The sequence below is a fragment of the Zymomonas mobilis subsp. pomaceae ATCC 29192 genome (genome assembly GCF_000218875.1).
GTDB classification, from domain to species: Bacteria; Pseudomonadota; Alphaproteobacteria; order Sphingomonadales; family Sphingomonadaceae; genus Zymomonas; species Zymomonas pomaceae.
On the sequence record NC_015709.1, the window covers coordinates 1361778 to 1377865 of the forward strand.

At 44.6% G+C, this 16088-nt stretch carries 14 protein-coding genes; 7 read left to right on the forward strand and 7 right to left on the reverse strand.

What is annotated here, in order from left to right:
- Positions 1–192 precede the first annotated feature (192 nt).
- The gene (rho, locus tag ZYMOP_RS06000; protein WP_013934456.1) at positions 193–1449 is read left to right on the forward strand and encodes a transcription termination factor Rho; all 1257 of its coding nucleotides are present in this window, start codon (positions 193–195) and stop codon (positions 1447–1449) included.
- A 298-nt stretch (positions 1450–1747) separates the two neighbouring features.
- On the opposite strand, the gene ZYMOP_RS06005 is transcribed toward rho, so the two are convergent.
- From ZYMOP_RS06005 to ZYMOP_RS06015, 3 genes are all read right to left on the reverse strand, one after another.
- Complete coding sequence (locus ZYMOP_RS06005; protein WP_013934457.1) at positions 1748–2746, reverse strand: quinone oxidoreductase family protein; 999 nt, start codon at positions 2744–2746, stop codon at positions 1748–1750.
- Entirely contained in the window at positions 2743–3441 is a 699-nt protein-coding gene (locus ZYMOP_RS06010) for a dienelactone hydrolase family protein (protein WP_013934458.1), read from the reverse strand. The genes ZYMOP_RS06005 and ZYMOP_RS06010 overlap by 4 nt, the downstream gene beginning before the upstream one ends.
- Positions 3442–3550: 109 nt before the next feature.
- Positions 3551–4045, reverse strand: coding sequence for a methylated-DNA--[protein]-cysteine S-methyltransferase (locus ZYMOP_RS06015; RefSeq protein WP_013934459.1), 495 nt, complete (start codon positions 4043–4045; stop codon positions 3551–3553).
- 294 nt (positions 4046–4339) lie between these two features.
- Here ZYMOP_RS06015 and mnmE point away from each other — a divergent pair, with 294 nt between their 5' ends.
- The 6 genes from mnmE (at position 4340) to ZYMOP_RS06045 (ending at position 11789) form a co-directional block, all read left to right on the forward strand.
- The gene (gene mnmE / locus ZYMOP_RS06020) at positions 4340–5638 is read left to right on the forward strand and encodes a tRNA uridine-5-carboxymethylaminomethyl(34) synthesis GTPase MnmE (RefSeq protein WP_013934460.1); all 1299 of its coding nucleotides are present in this window, start codon (positions 4340–4342) and stop codon (positions 5636–5638) included.
- Positions 5639–5870: 232 nt separating this feature from the next.
- Positions 5871–7280 (forward strand): glycoside hydrolase family 32 protein, encoded by a 1410-nt coding sequence (locus ZYMOP_RS09235; protein WP_013934461.1) that lies wholly within the window; start codon positions 5871–5873, stop codon positions 7278–7280.
- A 255-nt stretch (positions 7281–7535) separates the two neighbouring features.
- Positions 7536–9401, forward strand: a complete 1866-nt coding sequence (gene mnmG / locus ZYMOP_RS06030; RefSeq protein WP_080558583.1) for a tRNA uridine-5-carboxymethylaminomethyl(34) synthesis enzyme MnmG — start codon at positions 7536–7538, stop codon at positions 9399–9401.
- Positions 9398–10060: a 16S rRNA (guanine(527)-N(7))-methyltransferase RsmG gene (rsmG, locus tag ZYMOP_RS06035; protein WP_013934463.1), complete on the forward strand. Its 663-nt coding sequence runs from the start codon at positions 9398–9400 to the stop codon at positions 10058–10060. The genes mnmG and rsmG overlap by 4 nt, the downstream gene beginning before the upstream one ends.
- On the forward strand, positions 10057–10857 hold the full coding sequence (locus ZYMOP_RS06040) for a ParA family protein (protein WP_013934464.1): 801 nt from the start codon (positions 10057–10059) through the stop codon (positions 10855–10857). Before rsmG ends, ZYMOP_RS06040 begins: the two co-directional genes overlap by 4 nt.
- A complete protein-coding gene (locus tag ZYMOP_RS06045) occupies positions 10854–11789 on the forward strand; it encodes a ParB/RepB/Spo0J family partition protein (protein WP_013934465.1) in 936 nt (311 codons plus the stop codon). The genes ZYMOP_RS06040 and ZYMOP_RS06045 overlap by 4 nt, the downstream gene beginning before the upstream one ends.
- Before the next feature lie 18 nt (positions 11790–11807).
- On the opposite strand, the gene ZYMOP_RS06050 is transcribed toward ZYMOP_RS06045, so the two are convergent.
- From ZYMOP_RS06050 to ZYMOP_RS06065, 4 genes are all read right to left on the reverse strand, one after another.
- Positions 11808–13262 (reverse strand): MFS transporter, encoded by a 1455-nt coding sequence (locus tag ZYMOP_RS06050; protein ID WP_013934466.1) that lies wholly within the window; start codon positions 13260–13262, stop codon positions 11808–11810.
- 455 nt (positions 13263–13717) lie between these two features.
- Positions 13718–14563, reverse strand: a complete 846-nt coding sequence (locus ZYMOP_RS06055; RefSeq protein ID WP_013934468.1) for a hypothetical protein — start codon at positions 14561–14563, stop codon at positions 13718–13720.
- 155 nt (positions 14564–14718) lie between these two features.
- On the reverse strand, positions 14719–15786 hold the full coding sequence (locus tag ZYMOP_RS06060; protein ID WP_013934469.1) for a tRNA-dihydrouridine synthase: 1068 nt from the start codon (positions 15784–15786) through the stop codon (positions 14719–14721).
- Positions 15783–16049 carry a hypothetical protein gene (locus ZYMOP_RS06065; protein ID WP_013934470.1) on the reverse strand — a complete coding sequence of 89 codons (267 nt, stop codon included), beginning with the start codon at positions 16047–16049 and terminating at the stop codon, positions 15783–15785. The genes ZYMOP_RS06060 and ZYMOP_RS06065 overlap by 4 nt, the downstream gene beginning before the upstream one ends.
- Between the last annotated feature and the right edge of the window lie 39 nt (positions 16050–16088).

The following is a 16088-nucleotide window of genomic DNA, read 5'->3' on the forward strand; positions in this document are numbered from 1 at the left end:
TTTACTGTTATAAGATTAGAAATACTCTAATCCCATTATTCTTTTTCTTGACTCTCCATTTCCAACAGTTTAAGCGGGTTCCCCTACGGTGCCCGCTTTTCTATTAAAGGGTAATCTTTCCTTTATCTTATCCTCACTCTCATTCATTTTTCAGGCAATAAAGCCTATCTTGCCCCTACGGGATTCCCCGACATGCATTTAAAAGATCTCAAACAAAAATCACCTTCCGAACTCGTCAAAATGGCAGAAGAACTCGGTATCGAAGGCGCTTCCACCTTACGTAAGCAAGACCTTCTTTTTGCTATTCTTAAAGTCCAGGCCGAGATGGGTGACCAAATTATGGGGCTTGGAACGATCGAAGTCCTCCCTGATGGTTTTGGTTTCTTACGTAGCCCAGAAGCGAACTATCTGGCTGGTCCTGATGACATCTATGTTTCTCCAAATCAGGTGCGTAAATTTGGTCTCAGAACCGGCGATACGGTAGAAGGTGAAATTCGGGGACCAAAAGACAGTGAACGTTATTTTGCGCTTACAAAGCTGATCTCCGTTAATTTTGATAATCCGGACAATGTCCGTCATCGTGTTAATTTCGACAATCTGACGCCGCTTTATCCTTCCGAAAGATTAAATCTCGACACCAACGATCCAACGAACAAAGATAAATCCGCGCGGGTTATCGACATTGTCGCTCCGCAAGGTAAAGGTCAGCGTTCCTTGATTGTTGCGCCGCCTCGGGTGGGTAAAACGGTCTTGTTGCAAAATATCGCACGGGCTATTTCTGAAAATCATCCCGAAGTTTTCTTGATCGTACTTCTGATTGATGAACGACCGGAAGAAGTGACGGATATGCAGCGCTCCGTCAAAGGTGAGGTGATTTCTTCGACCTTCGATGAACCTGCACAGCGGCATGTTCAGGTCGCCGAAATGGTCATTGAGAAAGCCAAAAGACTGGTCGAACATAAAAAAGATGTGGTGATCCTATTGGATTCCGTCACGCGTCTTGGCCGTGCCTACAATACGGTTGTTCCCTCTTCGGGCAAGGTCTTAACCGGCGGTGTTGATGCTAACGCGTTACAACGTCCCAAACGCTTCTTTGGTGCGGCACGCAATATCGAAGAAGGGGGCTCTCTCTCTATTATCGCGACTGCCTTAATCGATACCGGTAGCCGTATGGATGAGGTGATCTTTGAAGAATTCAAAGGCACCGGCAACTCCGAAGTCGTGTTGGATCGCAAGGTCGCCGACAAGCGTATTTTCCCGGCTATGGATGTAGGTAAATCCGGCACCCGTAAAGAAGAATTATTGGTGGATAAAAGCACTCTCTCAAAAATGTGGGTATTGCGCCGTATTCTGATGCAGATGGGTACCGTCGATGCGATGGAATTCTTACTTGATAAGATGAAAGATTCAAAAACGAACGAAGATTTCTTCGCTTCGATGAATCATTAATATTAAGGGAATATGATTACTTTTTCATGACAAAAAAAGATAAGAGGCATGAAAAAGATTTATGGTTTCTTGATAACACAAGAAAGCTTCTCTTTTTTTCTTCTTTTCTAGTAAGAAAAATGATCAATTGGGGTAAGGATGACTTTTGGTATTTCATTTAATCCACAAAGTTATCCACAGATATATCCCCATATTTTAGATGACCTTTTTGTCCTAAAAGAAAACCGGCTGATTTTGATAAAAGATCAGCCGGTATCCTCTAATAAATAGCCTGTCAGGACTAGAAAAATCGGTCATATCAGGGGATAAGTATCGTTGATCCCGTGGTTTTTCGGCTTTCTATCAAGGCATGGGCTTTTGCCGCCTCTGTCAGAGGAAAACGCTGATTTATTTCCGCTTTCAGGATATTTTTTCGTAATAAATAGAATAATTTTTGGCTCGCCGTCATTAAATCCACAGAGTTATCCACATAATCTTTCAGACGGGGACGGCTCATATAAAGAGAACCTGCCGCCGCTAACGCCAAAGGCGATAAAGGCGGCACTGGCCCGCTGGCATTACCATAGCTGACCCATAATCCTCGCTTGCCCAAGGAAGCGAGTGAACTTTTCCAACTGGCTGCACCAACACTATCCAGCACCGCATGGACAGCTTCCCCTTGATTTTGTTTTTTGATCCAGTCAGGCAATTCTGAATAGGGTAGGGTGGTAATATAGTCTGCGCCGTTTGCCTTTACTTTTTCGGCTTTTTCTGCGGTGCTGGTATGGGCAAAAACGGTAACTCCTAAATGTTTCAACCAAGGCACTAACAGACTACCAACCCCCCCAGCAGCGGCTAAGACTAACACACGGGGCGCTTCTCCCTGTATCAGCGCATGGGCTAAGCATTTTTCAGCCAGCATCCAACTAGTCATGCCTTTTAATAAAACAGCCGCTGCCGTTTCCGCACTTATATCATCCGGTAAAGCGACTAATCCATGGGCATCGACAATCCGATGGGTTGCATAGGCGCCAGATTTTGACGTAAAAATGGCGACACGATCCCCCACTTTAAAGCCTTTGACATCGGGGCCTGTCGCTTCAATAACGCCCGCAGCTTCACATCCCAAAGGCGAAGGAAAATGCTGTCCATACAAGCCGGAACGATGATAAATATCAATAAAATTGACACCTATTGCCTGATGTCGCAACAAAACTTGGCCAGCCTGCGGCTTCAAGCTGGTAAGATCGAGCGGCTTTTTTACTAATACTTCTGGGCCACCGGCCTTTTCTGCAAGGATAGAATAGGCTTCACTCATGACAATGCCTTTTCAATAAAGTTAAAACTACGCTTATCGGCCAATTCTGCGGCTAATTCGGCTCTTCGTTTTCCTTTTTCAGTCGCAAAACCGTGACCAGCTTCTGGATAAACATAAACGAGGCTATTTTGTTGGTCAGCAAAGGCCTTCTCTATTTTTTCAATGGCCTGTTTTGAGATGAAAGGATCGCTACCCCCAAAATGCAGCATTAAAGCTGCCTTTATCGAAGGCAGTTTATCAAGATGCTGATCAATCGAAACGCCATAATAACCGATAGCGGCCTCTACTTTATTTTCACTGGCCATTAAAAAAGATAAAAAACCACCCAGACAATAGCCAACAGTCGCCACTTTAAGCGTCGGAGCTAAATGCTTCGCCTCGATAAGCGCGGCTTCAACGGTTTCCAGGCCTTCTTTTAAGGTCAATTGATTATAATAGGCCATTGCTTGTTGCATTTCTTCGGGAATATCAGGGTCCAGCTCTACATTCGGCGCGATATTCCAGAATAAATCAGGGGCAAGCGCGACATATCCCGCCTTGGCCCAACGATCGACCCTGATACGGATGCCTTCATTTATCCCGAAAATTTCAGGAATAATAAGGATAACACCCTTTGCTTTACCCACAGGACGCGCATAATAAGCTGATATTTCATGGCTTTTATCAATGGTCTTAAAGGTAATTTTTTCGCCCATAGCTAATCCTTGAAAGCCTTTTATCTTTCAGAAGATAAGCGTTTAGCGCTCAATGATAAGGTATTATCCGCGTTTATTCTGTATTACCTATTTTCTTTCAGCCTAAAAATTATGCGGGCCGATAACGCTTTTCATGATCCAGAAGCCAGCATTTTGTTGAAACGCCATTGCCGCTCGAATATTGCCCTAAAGAGCCATCCGCCTTCACTACGCGATGACAGGGCACAATTAAAGTAAAGGGATTGCGGGCACAGCTTTGGCCTATCGCCCTTGCCCCTGAATCTATCCCCATCGCCACTTGCCGATAACTAGCCGTTGAACCATAGGCTATGTTCATAATAGCCTGACGCATAGCTTCCCCTTTCGGAGTAGACGCAGGCTTCAAGGGAAGATCAAAATGATATAATTTTCCTTGAAAATAAGCGTCCAGTTGCTGCGTCGTTTCTTTTAAAATAGCTGATTGGCCCAATATTTCTTGTAAATCAGCTTTTTCTGTCACGCTTTGGCGGGTTTCTTGGGGCTCAATCGAAAGCCTTTCAAGATAATGGTCAGCGGCTTCCAGAAAAAACAGACCAATGGGGCTCGGATAATATAGTCGCTGCATAAATGCACCTTTACTTAAACGACATTGTAACCACTAAAAACAGCTTTGCGCGCTGCCTTAAATTACGACGATACATTTATTTCTGTGGATATTCTGAAAGGCTGTTGAAAGCCTAAAGAGAGGATATTCAAAAAATACCCCCGATATAATTCTTTAATTTATAGAAAGTGCTTTTCAAACTTATCCGCTTCTTTGTTTTCTATGATTTTAATAGTCTTCAAAAGAGGCCTTTAATGATGATAAAAGCGCGATAAGAAGAACCCTTTAAGAAAGAATGCGGAGTAGTAGAGCGGTATGGAGACGATTTTTGCTTTATCAAGCGGCCGTCCTCCAGCGGGAATAGGGGTCATTCGGATAAGTGGCCCTTCTGCGCAACAGGCCGTTTTAACCCTCACACAAAAACCGCTTCCTTCTCCGCGACAGGCTAGTTTACGCTCAATTTATGCGGTTGATAGCGGCGAAAAACTTGATCAAGCGCTTGTTCTTTGGTTTCCCGGTCCCAAAACGGCCACGGGTGAGGATCTCGCGGAACTGCATGTTCATGGGGGGCGTGCTGTCATTGATGACGTCTTGGCCGCTTTAAATCAATTTTCTGACCTTCGACCGGCACAAGCCGGTGAATTTACCCGTCGCGCTTTTTTAAATGGCGTTATTGATCTTCACGAAGCCGAGGGACTAGGCGATCTTTTGACGGCGGAAACAAGCAGTCAGAGAAAGGCTGCTTTATTGATGAGTGGAGGGGCTTTGGGGCGACAGATTGCAACATGGCAAGACAGCCTGTTGACGATTGCAGGTCAGATTGAAGCTGATTTCGATTTTTCCGATGATATCGAGGCCAATGCTGACGATAACAGGCATAAATCCTTACGAGAACAGATTGCCGCTCTTATCCATTCCCATCGCGAATTTCAAAACAGACCGACCGTAGAAAGATTACGGGATGGCATACGCGTGGTCTTAGCGGGGCCGCCTAATGCAGGGAAATCTACCCTCATCAATGTCCTTTCCGAACAGGATGTGGCGATTACGGCCCCTATTGCAGGGACTACACGGGATGTCATAGAAATTTTAATTGCCCTTAAGGGTATTCCCATGCGGCTTTCGGATACCGCTGGTCTCCATGAATCGGATGATAGCCTTGAACAAATCGGGATAGCACGCGCCCGAAAAGCTATGGAAGAGGCTGATATTCTGTTGTGGCTTGGGCTACCGGAAGAGGCTCCGCAAGGGGATTGGAAACTTATTATTCTACATCCACGTATTGATCAGCCCGAAAGGGCAATCCTGCCCAAAGGTGCCCATATCGGCATCTCTGCAAAAAGTGGAGCCGGAATAGCGGATTTACGGGAAAGGCTTATCGTGGAAGCGCAGCAGCTTTTGCCCAAGGAAAATGAAATCGCGCTCAATCGACGTCAGCGCCAATTAGTAAAAGAGGCTGCGGATAGCCTAGAAATGACTTTTCAGGCTGAAGATATGTTGATTGTTGCCGAGGGTGTTCGGCAAGCCTGCCGCTGTTATGATCAACTGACCGGAAAGGCGGGGGTAGAAAACATGCTTGATAGTTTATTTAGTCATTTTTGTATCGGAAAATAAGACATTTTATTTTAAAAAAATATAATTACCTGTATTTTTTGAATCTATTTTTTGATTATCTTATATTATGGATACTATTATAGTAATTATTTTTTTATTTAAAATAATAAAATAATTTTTTGTTAATAAAAATAAATATTATTTAATATTTTAAATTTTTATCGACAAGTAGGAAATAAATTTTTTTATAAAGGCCAATTATAGATAAATGAGGCTTTAAAAATAAAACAAAATGTATCTTTTTAATAAAAATTTTAATAAAAATATTTTTCATTTAAATACCGTACCCGGTTTTATGAATGACATTCAAAGTATCTTTTATAAGAATGCCTTGTATCATCTTTATTATCTTTGGAATGGCGATGCCTCTTGGGGCGGCAATGGTACCGAATGGCGGCATCTTACAACAGATGATTTTATCCATTTTGCAGATCACGGCGTTGCTATCCCAAAATATTGTGTGGGTCAGCAGGGTGATGTCGCTACGGGCTCTATCCTTTTTGATAAAGATAATATCGCAGGCTACGGCACCGAAGCTATTCTAGGTTATGCAACCGCTTTTGGTGATAAGCAGAGGACTAATCTTTGGGTATCTCTGGATGGGGGGTATTCTTATATACCCTCGGAATATAACCCTGTTCAGGATAATGCTTTGAATCTTGATCCTTTTCGGGATCCTTTCGTTATGCAGGATAATCAAAATATCCTGATCTATCTTGCTGAAAGCAATAAAATAGGCATCTACCGATCCCCTAACGGTAAAAATTTTACCTATGTTGGGGGTATAATGTTGGATGGATATGGGCTTATTGAATGTCCTTGTCTTTGTCAGATAGCCATAGAAAACAACCCCCTTCAAAAGAAAACCGTTTTATTTTTTGATGCCAATGGCGATGCCATAGATCAGCTTAGTACAGGGGCTTATTATTGTGTCGGTCATCTTGATGCTGGTATTTTTAAACAGGAATCAGAGATAAAGCGGTTGGATAAAGGCCCCGATTTTTACGGTAGTCGGGTTTATTTTCCGATGAAGGCAGACGATATTGATCAACGCTTGATTTTGGGTTGGGTCAATAATTGGAATTATGCTCAAAATATCGCCTATTCCGAAAGTGCCGGTACAATGAGCCTATGTCGTCAGTTAACGCTAACGGCTGATAACAATATTCTTATGACGCCTTTTTTTCCAAAAGGAATAACGACTTCCAGTATAGAAAAAAACAGCATTACCGCTACCGCAAAGGCTGCGGCTGAGATTACTATAGCCGCCGACAGTTATAAACTTGAATGGGATATTGACGATGCCCATCCACAAGCAGGTTATAGCTTTACGGTTCAAGGCAATGGATGGCTTGTGGCCTTTCATTATTGGGGGGCCGACAAGACTATCCATGTGGAAAGAAAATGTACTGATTATAGCGGTAATGAAGAATTTGAAAAAATTCGGGTTTTTTCCTTAAATGGAGAGGATGCTTTTCACGTCAGTCTATTTGTCGATACCCATACGATAGAGGTATTTTTCGGGCAAGGGGCTTCTGTTTATACCGCCTATAAAGTCAATGGCAGTACAGGGGATAAAGTCGTTTTCAGCACCGATCACGATATAACAATCCATTATACAAAACAGATTATTACGGCTTGATACCCCTAGCTTTCAGAATACCCTTATTCTGTTTTTATAGTTCTGCCTTTCAAGTATTTTACCCTAATCATCTTTCCTTCCAAGCTGTAGCATGCTTTCAGTCAGAAAAGCCTATCCCATAGAAGCCGCCTTTCCACGTGAAACAAAAAGGCCTCAACTTCACAGGATAAGCTAAAATTCTATGATTTCGCACCGTTGGTCATTGTTTTTTACCCTGAAAACTGTTTCATGGGTTTTTATGATTTTTTCGTCTGGATTGTTCCTATCCCTGCTATGAAAGAGTTTTTTGACATTGTCGTAATCGGCGGTGGTCATGCCGGTTGTGAAGCTGCCGCTGTTTCCGCTCGAACAGGGGCTAAAACGGCCCTTGTTACGATGGATATTCAAAAAATCGGTGCGATGTCCTGTAATCCTGCCATTGGAGGATTAGGAAAAGGTCATCTCGTCCGTGAAATTGATGCTTGGGACGGGCTGATGGCGCGTGCCGCTGACTACGCCGCTATTCACTATAGGATGCTGAACCGCAGCAAGGGCAGTGCGGTGCAAGGCCCACGTGTGCAAGCTGATCGCCGTCGTTATCAAGAAGCCATTCAAAACGCTCTAAAAACACAAGAAAACCTATCTCTTGTCGAAGGCACGGCGGACTCTTTCAAGCTGGATAAGGACAAGGTAATCGGTCTTTATCTGGAAGATGGTCGTTTTCTGGAAACGAAAGCAATCATTTTGGCGACGGGCACATTTCTGGATGCCTGGCTATTTTGTGGTGAAAAAAAATGGCGCGGGGGCAGGATTGGAGAACAACCCTCTATTTCTCTGGCACAGCAATTAAGAGCGCTTGATCTTCCTCTGGGTCGCCTAAAAACGGGCACGCCTGCGCGGCTCGATGGTCGGACCATTGACTGGTCACGCCTTCAAAGACAACCTTCCGATGAAGACTATTGGACGATGGCAAGCTATGGCTCTGGTCGTATCGCGCCACAGATTGCTTGCGCCTTGACGCGCAGCAATCAAAAAACCCATGATATTATTCGTGCCGGTCTTGATCGCTCTCCTTTGTTTAGCGGGGCGATTGAGGGGCGGGGGCCACGCTATTGTCCTTCTATCGAGGATAAAATTATTAAATTTGGTGATCGGGATGGCCATCAGATTTTTCTGGAACCGGAAGGTCTTGATACGCCGTTAATTTATCCCAACGGCATATCTACTTCTCTCCCAGAAGATGTGCAGCAAGCCTTTATCAACAGCATTGAAGGCTTGGAAAAGACAGAGATTGTCCAATCCGGTTATGCCGTGGAATATGAATTTATTGATCCGCGTAGCCTGACTTCTTCGCTCGCTTTGAAAAAGATAAAAGGCTTATTCTGTGCCGGACAAATTAACGGCACCACGGGCTATGAAGAAGCCGCCGCTCAAGGCTTGGTCGCTGGTATCAGCGCCGCTTGTTATGCTGCTGAAAAATCACCCCCCGTTTTCAGCCGCCGTAACAGCTATATCGGGGTGATGATTGACGATCTGGTCTTACAAGGCGTTACCGAGCCTTATCGAATGCTGACAGCAAGAGCTGAATATCGCCTTGGTTTGCGGGCCGATAATGCGGTAACAAGATTATCCGATCAGGCCGAGGCTTTTGGGGCTTTAGGCGCTGAAATGACGGCTTTTGTTACAAAAAGGCGTGAAGAACGGCAGCAAGGCCAAAAGTTGATGCAACAAGTAGTCAGTAGTCGGGTGATGCAATCTGTCGGTGCCAACGTAGCAGAAGGCGCTTCTCGCAGTTTATTTGAATGGTTGCGCTTTCCCGCTGTCACGCGGGAACATCTTGAAAAAATCATTCCTGATTTGACAAAACTTTCTGATGCTGTGGTTACCGAAATGATCGATGATGGTCGCTATGCCCCTTATCTGGAAAGACAGGATGCCGAGCTTGCCCGCCTTGCTGGCGGTGAAAATACGCCACTACCCGACCATTTGAATTATGCTGATATAGCGGGTCTTTCTAATGAAATGGTCGAACGTTTTTCTACAGCACGCCCCGCCGACATGGCCGCTGCCTCACGCGTTCGGGGGGTAACCCCTGCGGCTTTGGCCGCTATTTGGATTCATGCAAAAAAAGTGACCCTATGACCCGCGATGAAGCTTTACTCTGGCTCGATCACCATATCGGCATTTCACGTGAAACAGTTGAAAAACTAGATGCTTTTGTTGCCTGTTTACTAACAGAAATGGCACATCAAAATCTTATCGCACGTTCTACTGTCGATAGTTTATGGGGACGCCATATTGTTGATTCAGCGCAGTTATTACCGCTGGCTAAAGCCGAAATATCTGGGAAACCGCCTTATCCCAAAAATTGGCTGGATTTAGGATCAGGGGCAGGTTTTCCCGGAATTGTGATTGCTATTCTTTCCGACATCGCTGTAACTTTGGTTGAATCCCGTCGGAAAAGGGTCGAATTTTTACAAAAAGCATCCGAAGCGGCGAGGACGCCCGTCACAATTTTGGGTCAGCGATTGGAAAATATCGAACCACAAGCCTTTGATATTATTACAGCGCGCGCTTTTGCACCGCTTGATAAATTATGGCGTATAGCCACCCCGTTTGCGCATAAAAATACATTGTGGCTTCTCCCCAAAGGCCAAAATGCTACGGCAGAGCTAGAAGAGACCCGCAAATTATGGCAAGGTGCTATCCGAATAGTGCCCAGTGCTACCGATCCGCAATCGGCGGTTATTGTGGCCAAAAATATTCACCCCCAACGCCATAAAGCGGGGAGAAAACCTTGATCAGAATTGCCATTGCCAATCAAAAAGGGGGCGTGGGCAAGACAACCTCTGCTATTAATTTGTCCACCGCCTTGGCGGCAATCGGCTGGCGGGTATTGGTCATTGATTTTGACCCGCAAGGGAACGCATCAACCGGTCTTGGTATTAAACAGGATCAACGAAGAATTTCAGCCTATCATGTTCTGACAGGGGAAGCTTCCTTATCAGAAGGGGTCGTTAAAACAGCGGTGCCCGGTTTAGAAATTATTCCGGCGACAGTAGATCTTTCAGGTGCTGAAATTGATTTGTTAAGTCTGGGAGAACGCACGCATCGGCTGGCCCATGTGCTTAATGCAGCGCCTGTTGATCGCTGGGACGCCTGTCTTATAGACTGTCCCCCCTCCCTTGGATTGTTGACCGTCAATGCTCTTGTGGCTGCGCATAAATTATTGGTGCCGCTGCAATGTGAATTTTTTGCCCTTGAAGGGCTAAGCCAACTCCTCACTACGATTGAGCGGGTGCGCTCACGCTTTAACCCGACTCTTTCTATCTTGGGGGTCGCTCTTACCATGTATGATCGGCGTAATCGGCTTTCCGATCAGGTTGCCGAGGATGTTCGGGCGGTATTGGGGCGGGTGGTCTTTGACACTATGATCCCCCGTAATGTCCGGCTTTCCGAAGCGCCTAGTCATGGTATTCCCGCTTTAATCTACGATCATCGTTGTGCAGGTTCCGAAGCGTATATGGCCCTAGCCCGCGAAGTGATCGACCGTCTTGCTGCTAAAAAACCACTCTACCAGTCACAGGTATCTGCATGAGCTTGGGTAAAAAAAATCGTCCCCGTAAAGGGGGCCTTGGTCGCGGCCTTTCCGCTTTATTAGGCGAAATCGCTGACGAAAATTCAGGTGAAATCAATAATAATGAGGCCAGTACTCAAAATTCAGGCATGGTTCGCTATTTGCCGGTTGCCTCTATTTTTCCGCATCCCGATCAACCCCGCCGAATATTTGATGAAGCCGCCCTCAATGAATTGACAGAATCCATTACCGAACGCGGGGTGCTGCAACCGATTGTCGTCCGCCCCCATGGCAGCGGATGGCAAATTGTGGCGGGCGAACGCCGCTGGCGGGCAGCTCAACGGGCAAGGCTACATGACGTTCCGGTTATCGTGCGTGATTTTGACGAATCCGAAACCTTAGAAATCGCCTTGATTGAAAATATTCAGCGCGCAGAACTGAATGCCCTTGAAGAAGCCAAGGCCTATCAAAGACTGATGGATCAATTCGGCCACAGCGCCGAAATCCTAGCGAAATTGGTTAAAAAATCGCGCAGTCATGTCACGAACCTGCTGCGCTTATTGGATTTACCGGAAACGGTACAGGATGCGCTTATAAACCGTCAATTGACGATGGGACATGCACGCGCCCTCATCACTGTGCCAGACCCGCAAAAACTGGCTGATAAAGTGATCGAGCGAGGCCTTTCGGTGCGAGACACTGAAAAGCTGGTACAACAGATTAAAAATGGTCAACAGCCCAAGGAAAAACCAAGTAAAGCGAAAAGAGGGCAAACGCTGGCAAGCGATGGTGACGACGCCGATATTTTAGCGTTGCAGCAATTACTGACCGAAACCCTCGGCCTTCCGGTCACAATTGCCTATAGCGAAGAAGGCGGTACGATCAGCCTAGATTATAATTCGCTAGAACAGCTTGATTTTCTGTTTCAGCGTTTATCAGGCGAAAATTTTTAACGCGCGCCACCTGTTTTATTAAGCGGTTTTTTCTTTTGGCTGTAAAGGCTTCTTTCGCAACAGATTCCCCGCCATAGGGCTCAGTTTAACGGTATCGATCAACGCTAAGCAAGAAATCAGGGTCACAATAAAAAGCGCGATCCGAAAGGGCAAATCCGGCTCATTGCCCAGATGGAACCAATTCACCAATCCATGACTAAAGCGTAAGGAAATCGCGCCGACGGTTACGCCTAAACCCAAAGAAATCTGAATAAGCGTACTGAATAAAGTATTGGCTGTACTCATAAGTTTTTTGGGCACTTCAGAATAAGCCAGTGTAATCAGCGAAGTAAACTGTAACGATCGTAAGATACCACTAGCGAATAAGACGATAATAATCATCCATTGCGAATGGGGGGATAAAAAGACACTCGCTAGAATAGTTAAACTGCAAAGCACATTATTCCATATCAAAATACGACGAAAACCAAATCTCTGGATAAAAAAGGTAGTGAACGGCTTCATCAAGAGGTTACCCGCAAAAATAGCGGCTAACAAAGCCCCTGAAAGAAATGGGCTAAAGCCAAAGCCAATTTGAAACATCAAAGGCAATAAAAACGGCGTCGCACTAACCGTAATACGGAAAATGCTGCCGCCTAGAATGCTGACCGAAAAACTCTGGATTTTCAGAGTTTCAAGATTAATCATTGGATAGGCTGTACGGCCTAAATGACGATAACCGGCTATTAAAAGGCCAATGCCTGCTACAACCAACAACCCGATAAAGGAAAAATGGGGATCAGGTTGTGCCGCCATTTCAATCGCCGCCATCAGAAAGAACAAAGCAAAGCTTGTTAGCAGGAAGCCCGGCCAATCAAAGGGCGGGGCATCTGCTTCGCTAGATTTTGGGGCGAGCAGCAAGGCGGCCACAATCGCTATCAATCCCAAGGGCAGATTAAGATAAAAAATCCAGCGCCATGAGGCATGGGTGACAATGAGCCCTCCTAAGGCTGGACCTAACAAAGGGGCCGCTAACGCTGGCCAAATCAAGGTAGCCATCGTTTTAATTAATTTTTCTTTGGGCAGATTGCGCAAGACAGCCAGCCTTCCGACTGGAATCATCATCGCCCCGCCAATACCCTGCATAATCCGCAGTAAAACGAATTCGACTAATCCGTTGGACAGACCACACAGACCGGAACCTAGCGTAAAAATTGCAATGGCAAGGGTGAATACACGCCTTATCCCAAAACGATCCGCAATCCAGCCGCTGACCGGAATAAAAATGCCCAAAGTCATTAAATAAGCGGATACCCCGATATTTAAATCAATAGGGGGGACATGAAAACTGTGACTCATCGCTGGCAGCGCTGTCACAATAATACTGCCGTCCAGATTTTCCATGAAAGACGTGCCTGCTACCACCAAGGATAACAGTGTCAAATATTGATCAGGGGTTAAAAAACGCCTTTTTGCAGAATCCAGCGCGGTCATGAAAAATCCGTTTTTTGTCTTAAGGCCGTGGCCTTTTATGCAGGCCTATATAGGCTGTCTATCCAAAGGGTAACAGCCATTATAAAGTCAATTATTTTTAGTAATATATATTCATAAAATGAATATATTATTATTCTTCTCTTCTGGAAAATATTTATAAAACACAGACTTAGACTATAATAAAATGATGGCTATCTTTTTTATAAAATTATTAAAATAGCTAATAAAAGCTATAAAGAGACACTCTTTTCTTTGATGCTATTTTAAATCCAAAGCCAAATTTCAAGCAATAATTGTGCTCTCCTAGATTAATAACAAGGCTTTTTAATAAAAAACGATAAGCCATAATCCGGTAAAAAGACGAAAACCAGATCACCCTTAACGCGAGGGAAGAAGAAAAAGGAACCCAAAAATTATAGACTGATGTCATCCTTTTTCTCCTTATTTTTTAGGCATCAGTCTTTATCAGCTGAAAGGTTTTTTACAGAAAAATCAAAGATACGGCCACTTAAAGCACCGCGTGGGCCATTACTGGTAATGGCATAAAGAAACCCATATTCACCAGAAGCAAGGCTATATTTGGGGCTGACTTTATAAACACCGGGACGAATAAGTTGCGCTTCAAAAGGAATTTGATCCTTATCCATAACGCCACTTTTGGCCCCCCCCAGATTAACACTCCCAACGCGGACTTCACGATGACCATTTTTGCTTTTCATCTTAATCAGCGTAAATTCACTAGGCGACGTAACGGTAGCCGTGGTTCCCGCATTCCAAGCACTTCCCTGATTTTGCTCATCAAAGAAGAAGTAAAATACCGGCTGATCCTCATCCGTCTGGTTTTTTGCCGTTTCATTCTGGATGGAAGCCTTAATGCTCATCGAAGCAATGCCGCTTGTCAAAGCATAGCCCCAGGTTCCCCCCGTCTTTGATTGGTTGGTTACCGTTGGATCTATGTGCTTCATTTTGGGGGGCACAGCTTGATCATCTAACAGATAAACACCCGGCGCATGGGGCACCATCGGATCGGGGGAATCCATAGAAAGCTTTTGGGATTTCTGCTGCGCGGTTTCCAGCATGGCCGCTAAAACAGGGCTAGAAACCCCCTTTTGACGAAGGGCAATTAATTGGTTCGTGGAAAGATCAAAATCCGCATCTGAATTCTTGATCTTGGCAATGATAGCTTCATCGCCCAAACCTGTTGCCGTCAGCGCCAAAACAGAATTATTATTCAATGTTTCTGCTAAAACGGGCGTCGATAAAGCCAAGGCTATCACTGCTACAAGACGCTTTATTTTCAACAATGCCCCCTATTTCCTATAATTATACAATATCGTTAATAATAACTAAATTTATTGTCAATTATCATGTCCTAGGGAAGGCTATTATTGAGAGTATATTTATTATTTACTTACAAACTATTGTTCTATTTAACTATAGATTGTAATGTTATAAATCAAACTTGTGATTTTTTAATATCTAATGCTAATAAAGGATTCCACATGGCACCCGTTGCACTCATAACGGCATTCGCACCCGCCTTGATATAGGCTTTGTAATGGTCTGGATGGTTGACGCCGCCTACACCAACAATCACAAAGTCAGCCCCCATCTCCTGCCTAAAATGCGCTAAACGGCTGACCATTTCTAAACCGGCCCAACGAATGGCATCCCCACATACGCCGCCTTCTGGGCGGTTTTCTGATAAAGCAGGGTGATTATTCTTATCCACAGGGCGCGCACTCAGTGTATTAATCGTGCTAAAACCTTGAACAAGATGACCGACCTTATCCAATAATTTTTTCAAATGGACATCGTCTTTAAAATAAGCTGTTTTTAACAGCAAAGGCCGATCTGGCACCGTCGATTTTATTTTTTCAACAATGCGATACACCGCCTCGGTATCGAAACATAAAAGATTATTGACCCCTTCATTGGGGCAACTGAGGTTGGTTTCTATAACCGGCGCGCCGGTTTCGGCTACAAGGCGCGCGGCTAAGGCGTAATCGTCTTCGATCTTTCCTTTGCCTTGGGTGCCCTGAAAACTGCCAATCATAATCTGCTTGTTTGACGCTGCCTTGACGGCTTCTGCCATGTCAGGTTGCCATATATCGGGGCTGAAGGAAGGGACGCCGAAAGAATTGGTAATAGATAACGGCTGACTATAATTTTTATCAGCTAATACCGTATCACAATCAGCGGTCAGATGGCCGTTTGGATGAATAGCCAATACATTCGGCAAGGGATGACAAGCCTGCGCTTGGGTTCTCACCGTTTTATAAACGCAAAGATCAAAACCAAAGCGAAAAGCCGCCTTAATATATCGACTATTGAGCAAAGGGCCTGCTGGAATACCAAAAGGTATATCAACCTCTAATCCTAAAAAATTAGGGTTTTTCTTACCTGAAATTTCAGAATATCCAGATTCTGGAATGTTTTTTTCAGCAAAAAGGCCAAAAGGTCCTTCTTTATAGTTATCTTCATAACTTAAATCTGGATCATAAAATGGAACTTCATTTTTCATTTTCGGGCCTCACAGATAATATTCTGAAAAATCATAAAATGAGAATGGGTAAGCATAAAAAAACCGAACTGGTCGCAGTCCGGCGCAAGGTCTATTCTTTTGATACAAGCCGCATCGACTGCTATCATTTTAATGCCCCAATAGAGACGACTTTGAAGAAGAGAACCCTCTGCCAGCTCTCGCTTTTTCGCCTCTTTTCGCGCCTCAGTCTCATTCCGTAAACGACTGATAGCGATATTAAAAGGCCTGACAACGGTTTTCACGGCGATTTTGAAATGATAGCCCGCATCATGATAAAACCG